At 64.0% G+C, this 14,013-nt stretch carries 13 protein-coding genes; 9 read left to right on the top strand and 4 right to left on the bottom strand.

Features of this window, described 5'->3' with window-relative positions; genetic code table 11:
* Window positions 1-47: 47 nt before the first annotated feature.
* A complete protein-coding gene (locus WH5701_RS11710; protein WP_006172602.1) occupies window positions 48-680 on the bottom strand; it encodes a GAP family protein in 633 nt (210 codons plus the stop codon).
* A 93-nt stretch (window positions 681-773) separates the two neighbouring features.
* Between WH5701_RS11710 and WH5701_RS11715 the strand changes: the two genes are divergently transcribed.
* From WH5701_RS11715 to WH5701_RS11740, 7 genes are all read left to right on the top strand, one after another.
* Window positions 774-1,772 (top strand): formylglycine-generating enzyme family protein, encoded by a 999-nt coding sequence (locus WH5701_RS11715; protein WP_006172603.1) that lies wholly within the window; start codon window positions 774-776, stop codon window positions 1,770-1,772.
* Window positions 1,773-1,918: 146 nt separating this feature from the next.
* The gene (locus tag WH5701_RS18070; RefSeq protein WP_006172604.1) at window positions 1,919-2,656 is read left to right on the top strand and encodes a sulfatase-like hydrolase/transferase; all 738 of its coding nucleotides are present in this window, start codon (window positions 1,919-1,921) and stop codon (window positions 2,654-2,656) included.
* A complete protein-coding gene (locus WH5701_RS11720; RefSeq protein WP_232201887.1) occupies window positions 2,611-3,723 on the top strand; it encodes a sulfatase-like hydrolase/transferase in 1,113 nt (370 codons plus the stop codon). Before WH5701_RS18070 ends, WH5701_RS11720 begins: the two co-directional genes overlap by 46 nt.
* Window positions 3,724-3,802: 79 nt before the next feature.
* Window positions 3,803-4,315, top strand: a complete 513-nt coding sequence (locus WH5701_RS11725) for an HdeD family acid-resistance protein (protein WP_006172606.1) — start codon at window positions 3,803-3,805, stop codon at window positions 4,313-4,315.
* Window positions 4,316-4,373: 58 nt separating this feature from the next.
* Complete coding sequence (locus WH5701_RS11730; RefSeq protein WP_006172607.1) at window positions 4,374-5,426, top strand: HAD family phosphatase; 1,053 nt, start codon at window positions 4,374-4,376, stop codon at window positions 5,424-5,426.
* Between the two features lie 137 nt (window positions 5,427-5,563).
* A complete protein-coding gene (locus WH5701_RS11735) occupies window positions 5,564-6,577 on the top strand; it encodes a helix-turn-helix domain-containing protein (protein ID WP_006172608.1) in 1,014 nt (337 codons plus the stop codon).
* Between the two features lie 293 nt (window positions 6,578-6,870).
* Complete coding sequence (locus WH5701_RS11740; protein WP_037981041.1) at window positions 6,871-8,439, top strand: arylsulfatase; 1,569 nt, start codon at window positions 6,871-6,873, stop codon at window positions 8,437-8,439.
* A gap of 280 nt (window positions 8,440-8,719) precedes the next feature.
* Here the strand turns inward: WH5701_RS11740 and WH5701_RS11745 are convergent, their stop codons facing one another.
* Genes WH5701_RS11745 through WH5701_RS11755 form a run of 3 tightly spaced genes read right to left on the bottom strand, consistent with a single transcriptional unit; the run spans window position 8,720 to window position 12,744 of the window.
* Window positions 8,720-11,536: a valine--tRNA ligase gene (locus WH5701_RS11745; RefSeq protein WP_006172612.1), complete on the bottom strand. Its 2,817-nt coding sequence runs from the start codon at window positions 11,534-11,536 to the stop codon at window positions 8,720-8,722.
* Between the two features lie 47 nt (window positions 11,537-11,583).
* Entirely contained in the window at window positions 11,584-12,207 is a 624-nt protein-coding gene (locus tag WH5701_RS11750; RefSeq protein WP_006172613.1) for a 2OG-Fe(II) oxygenase, read from the bottom strand.
* A 48-nt stretch (window positions 12,208-12,255) separates the two neighbouring features.
* On the bottom strand, window positions 12,256-12,744 hold the full coding sequence (locus WH5701_RS11755) for a hypothetical protein (RefSeq protein WP_006172614.1): 489 nt from the start codon (window positions 12,742-12,744) through the stop codon (window positions 12,256-12,258).
* A 146-nt stretch (window positions 12,745-12,890) separates the two neighbouring features.
* Between WH5701_RS11755 and WH5701_RS11760 the strand changes: the two genes are divergently transcribed.
* Window positions 12,891-13,151 carry a hypothetical protein gene (locus tag WH5701_RS11760; RefSeq protein ID WP_037981045.1) on the top strand — a complete coding sequence of 87 codons (261 nt, stop codon included), beginning with the start codon at window positions 12,891-12,893 and terminating at the stop codon, window positions 13,149-13,151.
* 41 nt (window positions 13,152-13,192) lie between these two features.
* Entirely contained in the window at window positions 13,193-13,996 is an 804-nt protein-coding gene (locus WH5701_RS11765) for a methyltransferase domain-containing protein (RefSeq protein WP_006172616.1), read from the top strand.
* Window positions 13,997-14,013: the final 17 nt, after the last annotated feature.

Below are 14,013 nucleotides of genomic sequence, written 5' to 3' on the forward strand. Positions count from 1 at the left end.
AATCTCTCTCAACATTGAGTCTCCCGCATGGGTTGGTCTGGTCATCTTCAGAGCCTCAGAAGACCGCTGATGGCGAGGTAGATGCTGAACCCGAAGCAGAGAGCCGCATTGATCTGGCGCTGATGCCGCTCACTCCAGCTGCTGAGGGCCACCAGACGGCGCCGCCCGGATGAACCCGCCAGCACCAGGGCCAGCAATGGGCCCAGAGCGGGCAGCAAGGTGATCAGGCTGACCAGCCCCACCATCAACCCCTGGGTGATGGTTGACGCGCCGGATCGGGCCACATCCTGAATCGCCGGCAGGAACAGAACCAGAGAGGTGAGATTGGCGGCCATGAGCCCCAGTCCGAGCAGGAAAGACCCGCGCAGGGGGTGGGCAACGGGCGCGGTGGGGGCGACCTTCTGGGGGGCGGGACGCTGCAGGATCTCGATCCCGATCACCAACAGGACGATCGCCAGCACCAGATGCAGGCAAGCGGAAACCGGGTCGGGGCCTGAGCTTCTGGCCGGGAGGGCTGCTCCTGTGGCCAGACCCAGCACCGCCCAGACGACCACCACCAGGGCCGAGCCGAAGGCAAAGCACCAGCCTCGACGCAGGCCGGAGCCTGGGCTGGTGAGGGTCAGCACCTGTCCCACCAACAGCAGTGGGCTCACGGCTGCCCCCAAGGCCAGGGGCAGCACTTCAAACGCGAGGGGAGGTTGGCGAAGGAGCCATGGTCAGAGGCTTTCGTCCATACTCTCAGGCTCTTGGATACACCCCCCGGCGGAGACTTCATGCCCCTGCGCCTGCTGGCCACGACCCTTCTCATCCTGGGTTTGCTGATTCAGCCGCTTGAGGCGGATGCCGTGCAGGCCCCTCCTTCCTGCCAGGCAGGCATGGAATGGATCCCCGGCGGCACGTTCCGCATGGGGTCGGATGATCACTACCCCGATGAGCTCTCAGCCGATGCGGTGACGGTGGAGGGTTTCTGCATCGACCGCCATGAAGTCACCAATGCCGAGTTCGATGCATTCGTGACGGACACGGGCTATGTCACCGTCGCGGAACGGCCGATCCCCAAGGATCAGTACCCCGACCTGGCTGAGGATCAGCGGGCACCGGGTGCCCTGGTCTTTGCCATGCCCCCTGCAGGAACCAAGGTCACCGAGGTCTCCTACCTGAGCTGGTGGCACTGGACTCCCGGGGCAAACTGGCGGCATCCGCAGGGCCCCGAAAGCGATCTGGAAGGCCTGGCCAACCATCCCGTCGTACAGGTCGCCTTCAGGGATGCCGAGGCCTATGCGGCCTGGGCCGGCAAAGAGCTTCCCACCGAGGCCCAGTGGGAATTCGCCGCCAGGGGCGGCCTCAAGGATCAGATCTTCAGCTGGGGGAAAACCTATTCAGCGAAGAAGGCCAACACCTGGCAAGGGGAGTTCCCCATCCACAACCAGGAGAAGGATGGCTACTTCGGCACAGCCCCGGTTGGGAGCTTTCCGCCCAACGGCTACGGGCTCCAGGACATGACCGGCAACGTCTGGGAATGGACGCAGGACTGGTACCGACCCGGCCACCAGGGCATGGCCGATCATGTCAATCCAGCTGTGACAGAGCAGGAGCTGAGCTTCGATCCCCGCGAGCCTGGCATCGCCAAGCACGTGATCAAGGGTGGTTCCTTCCTCTGTGCGAAGAACTATTGCAGCCGTTACCGCCCGGCGGCCCGGGAGGCCCTCGAACCGGATACAGGCACGTCCCATATCGGCTTTCGACTGGTCACCAGCCCCACTGAGGGGTAGTCGTTGCGACTCAGCTGGGCACGCCTGCTCAATTCGGGCAAAAAAGTCAGCTCCTCGGCCTCCTCCCCGCCATTTCTTGGAACTATGGATTCTTACCTGCGCTCCCGTCAGGGGTCGCGGCCCACTTCAGGTCCCAGGCTCGGCGCATGGCCCCACTCGCACCAACGATCCGTCGGCTGACCAGCCTGCTGCTGGCGCTGTTCTTGAGTGTTGCCCTGGTGGCCTGCGGCGCGAAAGGCCCAGACCTCAACAAGGCCTCCGCGAACCCCACGGCGATGCCCACCGGTCAGCCAGTGGCGCGGCCGATGGGCATGCCCACCGAGAAATTCGCCAACAAGCCCAACATTCTCTTCATCATGGGCGATGACATCGGCTGGATGCAGCCGGGGGTCTACCACCGCGGCCTGATGGTGGGTGAAACCCCCAACATCGACCGGATCGGCAAAGAGGGCGCGATCTTCATGGATTACGTGGCCATGCAGAGCTGCACCTCGGGCCGCAATGCGTTCTTCACGGGCATGTACCCCCTGCGAACCGGCATGATCCCGCCCCAGCTGCCCGGCAGCCCCACTTACCTCAAGCCAGGAACGCCCGCACTGGCTAAGTTCCTTCGCGATCAGGGCTACACCACGGGAGAATTCGGCAAGAATCACCTGGGTGACCACACCGCCTCACTGCCCACGGCCCACGGTTTCGAGGAGTACTGGGGCTACCTGTATCACCTCGATGCCATGCAGCAGGTGAGCTTCCCCGACATCAACAGCTCGCCGACGCAACAGGCGATGCGCCCCCTTGCCAGAACACTCCTGTACCTGGGCTTCCTGCCGTGGCCGGTGCGGTGGATCCCAAGTCCACAACCTGCCTCACCCCGCCCCGCCCGGTGATCTGGTGCACGTCGTCCGACGGCACAGAAAAGAACCAGAGCTGCAAGGACGAGGGACCGCTGACCCTGGAGCGATCCAAGACCGTGGACGAGGAGATCTCAGCCAAGGTGATCGACTTCCTCGACCGCAACGATCCCAAGAAAACCAACAAGCCGTTCTTCGTCTGGTACAACCCGGCCCGGATGCACGTCACCACCGTGCTCTCGGACAAATACATGGATATGGTGTCGACAAAGGGCGGCAAGGATTGGGGAGTCAACGAAGCTGGCATGAAGCAGATGGATGACAACATCGGCTATGTGCTCAAGAAGCTGGATGACATGGGCCAGCTCGACAACACGCTGATCGTCTTCACCACCGACAACGGCGCCGAGAAGATCTCCTTCCCCGACGGCGGTGTTACCCCCTTCAAGGGCCAGAAGGGCGAAGCCTACGAAGGTGGGTATCGGGCCCCGATGGTGGTCCGCTGGCCCGGCCATATCGAGCCGGGCACCGTGAAAGACCAGCTGTTCGCCGCCCTGGACTGGGTGCCGACCCTGGTGGATATCGGCGGGGGAGCCAAGGGAGACGCCCTGAAGAAGCAGATCGAAGCCGGCAACTATCCCGGCATCGTCAAGACCACACTGGATGGCGTCAATCAGCGCGACTATCTCGAAGCCAAGTCTGACAAGTCGGCAAGAGATTATTTCTTCTATTACTCCGGGGCCACACCATCAGCCGTGAGGTACAAGAACTGGAAGATGTACTACACCATGTCTGAGCCAGGAGCCGACGGCTGGATCATGCCCCTGATCCCCTTCCATTGGACACTGGTTCAGAACATCAAGCGCGATCCTTTTGAGCAGGCCGTCGGCGTCGCCCAGGAAACCGCGATGAGCATTGGCGGTGCCTTGGCCGGTCCGGTCACGGCCTACCAATACGACTGGAATATGTTGCCGATCGGCCAGCAGTTGTGGGAAGAACAGTTGATGTCCTACAAGACGTACCCACCGCTTCAATCCCCTGCCACCTACAACCTCGACGCAATCTTGGCGAAAGTCAAGGAAGCCGGCCATCCGAGCGAATAACTGGAGTACCCACACCATGAGCAACATCATGAGCGACTCTGATCACGCCTGGGCCCAGCGCTTGAAGACGTCAAGGTCCATGGGGATCCTGATCATCCTGCTGGGGGTGCTGGCCATTGTTTATCCCCTCTTCGCCACGATCTTCACGTTCAACGTGATCGGCTTCGTGCTGTTGCTGGTGGGGTTCCTGCAGCTGTTCCATGGCGTACAGCTCAGCAAGGGAAAGACTGGCCAGCATCTACTGACCATCCTGATAGGCATCTTCTATCTGATCGTTGGCTTCTGGATCCTGCGCCATCCCGTCTTCTCGATCCTGGATCTCACCTTGGTGATCGGCATTCTCTTCTTCATCCAGGGAGCCATCCAAGTGATCCATGCCTTTGAGGGGAGAGAGGAGCATCGAAAGCTGTTGCTGATCAATGGAATTGCGGGCATTATTCTTGGCATCCTGATCTGGAGCAACTGGCCTTTCGACTCCCTCAGCCTGCTCGGGCTGCTGGTGGGCATCAATCTGATTCTCTCCGGCGTCAGCATTCTGAAGACCTTCAGGGCGGATCAGCAAAGCCCCTCGGCTGGCTCAGAATCCACTTGACGTCTATGACTGATTCGGATCTGCAACGGCTTTAAGGTCGATGAGCTATTCATCGACGATGCCACTGAGGCGCAGAACCATCATTCAGTCGCTGGGCACGCTGCTCTGCGCCACACTGCTGGCCGTTGTCTTTGGCCTGCCAGGAGTTTCTGCCAAGCCGCTGGATCCGCTGCCTTCCTGGAACCCTGGGGCTGCAAAAGACAGCATCCTCACCTTTGTCTCCCAGACCACCGATCCCAGCAGTCCTGAATTCGTTCCTGCAGAGAAGCGCATCGCCACCTTCGACCAGGACGGCACCCTCTGGGTGGAACACCCGATGTACACGCAAGTGATGTACATCCTCGAACGGGTGCCTGAGCTGGTGAAAGCCAAGCCTGAGCTGGCCCGGGAGAAACCCTACGCCACCGTGCTCTCTGGGCTGTCCGGTGACAGAACGAGTCTGGAGAGCCTGACGGTGCCGGATCTTGAGAAACTGGCAGCCGCCACCCTCACCGGAATGCCGCTTGACACCTTCAATCAAGAGGTGAAACGTTGGCTCGCCACGGCGAAACATCCACGCTGGAAACGCCCCTACACCGAGCTCACCTATCAGCCGATGCAGGAGCTGCTCAAGCTGCTGCGCGCGAAGGGCTATCGCACCTACATCGCCACGGGTGGTGGCCAGGATTTTGTGCGTGTCTACGCGGAGGAGGTCTATGGAATCCCCCCTGAACAGGTGATCGGCACGGCCGGCAGCACCCGCTACGGCTACACCAGCACGGGCAAGCCCTTTCTCACCAAGGAACCCAAGCTTCTGCTCGACAACAACAACGCTGGTAAGCCCGAGGGCATCCATCTGATGATCGGTCGCCGGCCCACGGCGGCATTCGGGAATTCCACCGGCGATCGGCAGATGCTCGAATACGCCAAGGCAGGGGGAGAAGCCAACCTGGCGATGATCGTGCTGCACGATGATGCCAGCAGGGAGTATGCCTATGGCCCAGCCCAGGGGCTGCCGGACACCAAGGTGGGCACCTTCACCCAGGAGCTCTACGACGAAGCCAAGCAGCAGGGATGGGTGGTGATCAGCATGAAGAACGACTGGAAACAGATCTTCTCGTTTGCGCGTTAGCCCCAGGTGAATCCGCTCAACGAGTAGCTCTGAAGGCCTTTTGATGCGGTGATGCCTGGCATCAACGCCCATGGGGCGCCCACAGCTGAGGCCAGAATGGTCAGAGACAAACCCGCAGACGATGCGACGTTGTTCAGATGCCTCCCCTGCTGACCATTGACAGCGTCGAGTGCCTGCAGGCCAGGCTGGACGCCCTCGGCCTGTCCCTGAAGATCACTCAGCTCGCCGGGGGTGAGCTGAGCGGAACTTTGCTGCCCCTGCTGCTGGGTCCGCTGCGGCTGCTGCGCATCCGGGTCGACAGGTCGGTTCACTGTGCCGGCCCCAAGCCGCGTGGCAGCCAAATTGTGGCGATGGATCTGGACAGGGATCTGGACGGCGATGTGACCTCGCCAGCCCTGATGCGCAGCCATGGCCAGCCGCTGTTGCCCAGGGCCCTGTTCGGGCTCTCCTGCGCCGGCGAGGTCCATCTGACCACCTTTGGCCCGTGCGACATGGCCCTGCTGCTGATCCATCGGGAGGAGTTCCTCCATCGGGCCGACCGGCTCGGCTGCTCCGTGCTGGAGCAGGTCCTGCCCCGCAACTGGCTCACCCTGGATCCAGGCCGGTTTGCGCGGTTGCGGCGCTACCTGCACCAGCTCTTCTCGACGCTCGAGACCGATCCCACCCTGCAACAGGTGGCTGGTTTCGACGAGCTGGTGAGCAACGATCTGATCCCTTTGATGCTGGAAGCCCTGATCCATGGCGGGCATGCCGGCGACAGCCTGCCCCGGGCCCCTTCGCGGATCGAGCTGGTGAAGGCGGCCCAGCGGTGGATGGAAGCCCATCCCAGACAGCCCATTCACCTGGAGGGCCTCTGCCGAGAGGTGCACACCAGCCGGCGGAGCCTGATTCAGGGATTCCGGGAGCACCTGGGGATGGGTCCGATGACCTATCTGCGGCTTCATCGCCTGCACGGCATCCGCCAGGAACTGCTGGGGGCCGATCCAAGCCAGATGACGATCGGCTCCCGTGCCGCCGCATGGGGCTTTCTCAACCCGGGGCACTTCGCCCGGCAGTACGCCAACCTCTTCGGTGAGCAGCCCTCCGAAACTGTTGGCCGGCTCCGATCTTTACCTGGGTTGCTTCTCGATCGCCCCTCTCCTCCCGAGTAGCCGCGTCCTTCGCCATGATCGGCAGATGCTGGAATACACCAAGGCAGGGGGAGAAGCCAACTTGGCGATGATCGTGCGGCACGATGATGCCAGGCAGCAGGGATCGATCGTGATCAGCATGAAGATCGACTGAAAACAGATCTTCTCGTTTGAGCATTTGGGGCAGAGCCCTGCCAAGCAGGATCAAGAGAAATGAATAGCCAGACCCGCAAGACAACCGCAAAGAGGTGATTGGATTTATCATTGATCTGGATTCCTGGCAATCCATCACCACTCTCTGGAGGCTCTGGCCAATGCCGAACAAGAAGCCAAACATCATTCTGCTTGTGACCGATGACACAGGCTATGGCGATCTTGGGCCATACGGCGGCGGCGAAGGGCGCGGGATGCCAACCCCAAACTTCGATCGACTGGCCGCTGAAGGCATGACCTTCTTCTCCTTTTATGCCCAACCGAGTTGCACTCCGGGTCGGGCAGCCATGGTCACGGGTCGCATCCCCAACCGCAGCGGCATGACCACCGTGGCCTTCCAGGGGCAGGGCGGCGGCCTGCCAGCAGCAGAATGGACCCTGGCCTCCGTGCTGAAACAGGGCGACTACCGCACTTTTTTCACGGGCAAATGGCACCTGGGTGAGGCTGATTACGCGCTGCCCAATGCCCAGGGCTATGACGAGATGAAGTATGTCGGCCTCTATCACCTGAATGCCTATACCTATGCCGATCCCACCTGGTTCCCGGATATGGATCCAGAACTACGCACCATGTTCCAGAAGGTGACCAAAGGGTCGCTGTCTGGTAAGGCAGGTGAGGAGGCCAAGGAAGATTTCAAGATCAATGGTCAGTACGTCGATACACCTGAGCAAGGCGTTGTCGGGATTCCCTTCTTCGATGGCTATGTCGAAAAAGCAGCGACTGACTTTCTTGATGAAGCTGCCAAGGGCGACCAGCCCTTCTTTCTCAGCGTCAACTTCATGAAGGTGCACCAGCCCAACCTGCCGCACCCTGATTTCATCCACCAATCACCTTCGAAGAGTAAGTACGCCGACTCGATCGTCGAGCTGGATGCCAGGGTCGGGGCGATTATGGACAAGGTGCGTGAGCTTGGCCTGGAAGAGGATACGTTGATCTTCTGGACGACGGACAACGGAGCTTGGCAGGATGTCTATCCTGACGCCGGCTACACCCCGTTTCGAGGCACGAAGGGTACCGTCCGCGAGGGAGGCAACCGCGTCCCCGCCATTGCCTGGTGGCCAGGGAAGATCGCAGCAGGCGTCAAGAACCACGATATTGTGGGCGGCCTCGATCTGATGGCCACATTTGCAGCTCTTGCAGGGATATCCCTGCCCACCAAGGATCGCGAGGGGCAACCAACAACTTTTGACAGCTATGACATGTCTCCGGTGCTGCTTGGCACCGGCAAATGTGAGCGCAAATCCTGGTTCTACTTCACCGAGAACGAACTGACACCAGGCGCCGTACGTGTAAACAATTACAAGGCCGTGTTTAACCTACGGGGTGACGATGGTGGAACGACCGGAGGTCTGGCCGTAGACTCCAACCTGGGATGGAAGGGAGCAGAGAGTTACGTCGCGGTGGTGCCGCAATTGTTTGATCTTTGGCAAGATCCACAAGAACGCTACGACATCTTCATGAATAACTACACGGAAAGGACCTGGATGTTGGTCACCATCGGCGAAGCGGTCAAAGAGTTGATGAAAACCTATGTGCAATACCCACCGCGCAAGATGCAGGGCGAGGGGTATGCTGGCCCGATTACACTCACCCAGTACGAACGCTTCCAGCATGTCCGGGAAATGCTCTCGAAGGAAGGCATAAAAATACCATTGCCCACCGGAAACTAATCTGGAGCTGGTGATATCCCGCCATACGACTTAACGGCCACACTAACCCTGAAGCAACGTACCTGCAAGTCTGGCATTCCAGCAGATACGTTGCTTCTTTCATTGATTCATAGTCCAGAGCAGGCTGGAAGCTCTGAAACCTCCAGAACTGATTCACCGTCAGGGCTCAGTCCTGGCGGCCGAGGCCTTCAAGGATCTGCGCATTGAAGCTGGCTTTGCCCGCCATCGTCGTTGAACGGCCGTGAGCAAGGGTCCACCTCAGATCACGACCATTCACGCTTCAGCCCAACCCCTCCAGCCGCCCCCGGGCCAGCGCCGCCTGGGCCTCGGCTTCGGCCAGGTTGGCGCGGCACTCGGCCACCACCTCCGGCGGCGCCTTGCCGGCGAAGTTGGGGTTGGCGAGGCGGCCGGCCAGGCCCTTGATCTCCTTCTCCGCCTTGGCGATGTCCTTCTCCAGGCGGCCGCGCAGGGCCTCGAGGTCGACCAGGCCCTCGATCGGCAGCAGCACCTGGAGCTCACCGCTCACGGCCGCGAGGCAGCGTTCATTCGCCGCCCCCCCCGGCTCGCGCACCTCCACCGAAGCCGCCCGGGTGAGGGCGGTGATGTCGCCGCTGCCCTCGTGCAGCACGGCCGCCAACTCTGGCCGGCTGGTGAGGAACACCACCGGGGCGCTCTGGGAAGGCTTGAGTCCGGCCACCGCCCGCAGGTTGCGCACCACCCGGATCGCCTCGATCAGTTCGGCGAACTGGGCCTCGAGGGCTTGATCCAGCGCGGCCTCGTTCACGGCGGGCCAGGGCTGCAGGGCCAGGAAGGTGCCTTCGGGGGCGCCAGTGAGCCCATGCCAGAGCTCCTCGCTCAGGTGGGGCATCAGCGGATGCAGCAGCACCAGCAGCTCACCGAGCACCTTGGCCAGCACCTGGCGGGCAACCCTCTGGTCGGCCAGGGCTTCGTTGCTGAGGGGCTCGCCTTCAGCGGCAGGGCGGGGATTGAGGCGCCGCTTGAGCAGCTCGATCGTCCAGTCGCAGACCTCGTTCCAGGCGAACTCATAGAGCCCCTTAGCCGCCTCGCCCAGACCGTAGCTGCCGTAGCGCTCGGCTGTTTCGCGGTTCACCCTTGCCAGGCGCGAGAGGATCCAGCGGTCGGCCAGGGTCAGGGCCGCCGGATCGGGGTCTCCCAGGCTGGCGGGGGTTTCACCGCCCAGGTTGAGCAGGGCAAAGCGGGTGGCGTTCCAGAGCTTGTTGGCGAAGTTGCGGGCCGCCTCCACCGTGGCCGAGCTGCCGCTGGCGCGGTCGTAGTCGAGGCGGATGTCCTGGCCGGCGCCGGCCACTTCGCGCACCAGGGCGAAGCGCAGGGCATCGGCGCCGTAGCGCTCGATCAGGGGCAGGGGGTCGATGCCGTTGCCGGCCGACTTGCTCATCTTGCGGTTGTTTTCATCCCGCACCAGGCCGTGGATCATCACGTCGGCGAAGGGCATGCGGCCGGTGAAGGCGCCGGCCAGCATCGTCATCCGCGCCACCCAGAAAAAGATGATGTCGAAGCCGGTCACCAGCACGCTGGTGGGATACCAGGTGGCCAGATCGGCGGCGCTCTCATCGGGCCAGCCCAGGGTGGAGAAGGGCCAGAGGCCGCTGGAGAACCAGGTGTCGAGCACGTCGGGGTCCTGCTCCAGCTGCAGCTCCCGGCCGGCGGCGCGGGACCCCTCACCGAACTGTTGCTCGGCCTTACGGCGCGCCTCGGCGTCATCACGGGCCACCACATAGGGCGTGGCCTCGGTGATCACGCCGCCGGTTTCACTCACCACGAACCAGGCGGGGATGCGGTGGCCCCACCAGAGCTGGCGGCTGATGCACCAGTCGCGGATGTCGGTGAGCCAGTCGCGGTAGACCTTCTCCCAGCGCTGCGGCACGAAGCGTGGCTCGCCCCGATCGAGGGCCTCGCGGCAGCGGGCGGCCAGGGGCTCGGCTCGTGCGAACCACTGGGTGGAGAGCAGCGGCTCCACCGGCACCTTGCCCCGATCCGAAAACGGCACGCTGTGGCGGTGGGGCTCCACCTTCACCAGGAAGCCTTCGGCCTCCATCGCCGCCACCACGGCCTGGCGCGCCTCGAAGCGATCCAGCCCGGCGAAGCGGCCTGCCTGGGCGTTCATGCTGCCGTCCTTGGCCATCACCGTGATCTGCGGCAGGCCGTGGCGGGTGCCGATGGCGAAGTCGTTGGGGTCGTGAGCGGGAGTCACCTTGACGCAGCCCGTGCCGAAGGCCGGATCCACGTGCCCGTCGGCCACGATCGGGATCTGACGGCCCACCAGCGGCAGCGTCAGCGTGCGGCCCACCAGTGCCGCATAACGGGGGTCGTCGGGGTGCACCGCCACGCCGGTGTCGCCCAGCATCGTTTCCGGGCGCGTGGTGGCCACCACCAGATGGTCGGTGCCATCGGCGGCGGCACCGCCGCTGAGCGGATAGCGGAAGTGCCAGAGGTGCCCGTCGAGCTCCTTCATCTCCACCTCCAGATCGCTCACCGCCGATCCCGAGGCCGGGCACCAGTTCACCAGGTACTCACCCCGGTAGATCAGCCCATGCTCGTGCAGCCGCACGAAGGCCTCCACCACGGCTTTGTTGAGGCCGGGATCAAGGGTGAAGCGCTCGCGGCTCCAGTCCACCGAGTAGCCCAGCCGCCGCAGCTGGCCCACGATCGTGCCACCGCTGCCTGCCTTCCAGGCCCAGGCGCGCTCCAGGAAGGCATCACGGCCCAGGTCGTCCTTGCTGCCGCCCTCGGCCTTGATCTGCTTCTCCAGGATCGTCTGCACGGCGATCGAGGCGTGGTCGGTGCCGGGCAGACAGAGCACGTTCTTACCCTGCAGGCGCTGGAAGCGCACGATCGTGTCGATCAGGGCCGTCTCGAAGCCGTGGCCCATGTGCAGGCTGCCGGTCACGTTCGGCGGCGGGATCACGACGCTGAAGGGCTCGCCGAGAGCCTCCGGATCCGGATGAAAAGCACCCGCCGCTTCCCAGGCCGCCTGCCAGCGGGCTTCGGTGCCGGCCGGGTCGTAGGTCTTGGGCAGGGCGCCGTCGGGGCTGGGGGCAGCGGAGGCCTCGGTCACGGCGGGCTGGGGAAGGTCAGCCCATGCTCTCAAAGGGGACGGTGGGCTCAGGCTGCTGCCAGCCGCGCGACATAGGCCTCCAGGGTGCCGGCATTGATCCAGCCGGTGGCGATCGTCTTGGCGTGGCTGGCGGAGACCCGCCCACGGTGGGTGTGGGAGGGGCTGGCCGGGAAGATCAGCAACTTGCCCCGCTCGGCCTCCTCGTGGTGCTCCTGCCAGTGGAACTCGGTGCCGCCATCGGGGAGGGTGTTGAGGTAAAGGATCCAGGCGAGCACGCGCCGGATCGGTTCGGTGGCCTCTTCGCTGGTGGTCCAGTCACAGTGCCAGCTGCGGAATCCCTCGCCTGGCGCGTAGTGCTGCAGGTTGAAGATCGGGTTCACGAACAGAGAACGCTCCGGGCACACCTCCAGCAGCAGCGGGCGCTCGCTCAAGTAGCGCTGCAACCCAGCCGACACGCCGCGCAGGATCACTTCCGCCAGGCCGTGGGCCTCGGGGTCGGAGCGGTCGATCGCGACCAGGCTGATGTCGGTGGAGACCTTGGCGGGTTGGGAGGGATCGTGGCCGAAGGCAACCCCCGGGCGGCGCAGATCCGCCCGCCGCTCGTAGAAACCCAGGGCCGCATCGGCCAGGGCTTCATAGCCAGAATTTCGGTAGGTGCCGATCAGGCGCATCAGGTGCCTCCCAGAGGCGGGCACCGTAGGAACGGGCGCGCCTGACGTTCAGACCGGCGAGGCCAGCCGCGACCAGGGAATGGCCACCGCAGAGTCATGGCGGACCCAGCTACGCGGATCGGTGCTCACCTGCTCTGCCAGGCCCACCTGCTCCAGGGCTTCAGCGAGGCTGGCGGCCGCCAGTCCGCCTTCCCCTGCGGCAGGTTCCAGGGGCAGCGCCAGCACCTGGGCTTCGGCGGGATCCGCCATCAGCTTGAGGTTGATCCCCTCCAGCTCCCGCTCGAAGAACAGCCGCCGCATCCGGGCCGTGGCGTGAGGGCCGATCGCGCCGGCGAACGCCTCGAGGCCCTCGCGGCTGCCGTCAGCGCCGCAGTTGAGCGCCAACCAGATCATCAGCTTGGCCCAGCTCTCGGTGGTCCACAGCGGCGGGAAGCTGGTGCGGTGCTGGCGCACCAGTTCGCCGAGGGCGAAGTCGAACAGGCCGGCCTGCAGCGCTGTGGCCTGGGCTGAGCTGGTGCCGGGTCCGGCAGGGGTCACAGAAAGGGCCTGACGAGGGGAAACTCAGGCTGCCGCAAGCACGGGAGCTGATCAGGAGTTCCGCACAGGAGTGTCCCCTGATGCCCCTGAACCGTCGCAGGTCCGCCCTTGGGGGCAAACTGCATGAGCTTGCACAGGACACGCCCATGGCCCTGGATCTGAACGACCCGGAGCTCGAGTTCTCCGATCTGGTCTACGCCTACCAGAGCTGGGTGATGGCGGTGATCAACGACGAGAAGCTCGGCGGTGAAGAGAAACTGCTCACCGACGACATCACCGAGGACGCGCTCAACTCCATGCGCTTCCTGCCGGGTGAGGTGACCTCGGCGATCGAAACCTCCCTGGCTCGCGTCTACGACGTGGACCCCGACGAGCTGGCCGAGCTGCTCTTCCCCGGCGAAGACTGAGCTCCGGGCCACACTGCCCTGAGCTCCCAGCCCGTTCCCCGGTGGCCACCGACACCTACCTGCTCGGCACCGATCCGATCGAACTTGAACGGCTGCGGCTTCAGCACGAGCTCTGGCTGCCGGAAGCTCGGCGAGCCTGGCACCGGGCGGGGTTGAAGCCTGGGGAGCGGGTGCTGGATCTGGGGGCCGGCCCGGGCTTTGTCGCCCTGGAGCTGGCCCGGGAGGTGGGACCCGAGGGCCGGGTGCTGGGCCTGGAGCTGAGTGCGGCCTACGCCGAAGCCGCCCGCAGGGCGGGGCTGGGGCTGAGCCAGCTGGAGGTGCGTCAACACGACCTGGTGAGCGATGCCTTTCCAGAGGAGTCGTTCGACCTGGTGTGGTGCCGCTGGGTGCTGATGTTCCTCGGCGAACTCGACCCCCTGCTCGATGGACTGGCCGCCCAGCTGCGACCTGGCGCCCGGCTGGTGGTCCACGAATACATCCACTGGAGCAGCTTCGCGTTGCATCCAGGCACCGAGGCGGTGGCGAGCTTCGGTCGTGCCGCCCACGCCAGCTTCCTGGCCGCCGGCGGCGATCCTGACGTGAACCGGCGGCTGCCGTCGCTGCTGAGCCAGCGGGGCTTCCGCATCGATGAGCTGCGGCCACTCACCGTGGTGGGGCGCCTCGGCGACGGGGTGGCGCGCTGGCTGGAGTGTTTCGTGACCATCTACGGGCCGGAGCTGATCCGCCGGGGGCTGTGGAGCCATCAGGAGGCCGAGCGGGCCCGGGCCGAGATGGCGGCGGCGCGGCAGGATCCAGGCACCTTCTGGGTGGGGCCCACGGTGATGGAAACCCGCGCGACACGATGACTTTTGTGAGCTGATCG

The organism is Synechococcus sp. WH 5701, from assembly GCF_000153045.1.
GTDB lineage: Bacteria > Cyanobacteriota > Cyanobacteriia > PCC-6307 > Cyanobiaceae > Regnicoccus_A > Regnicoccus_A antarcticus.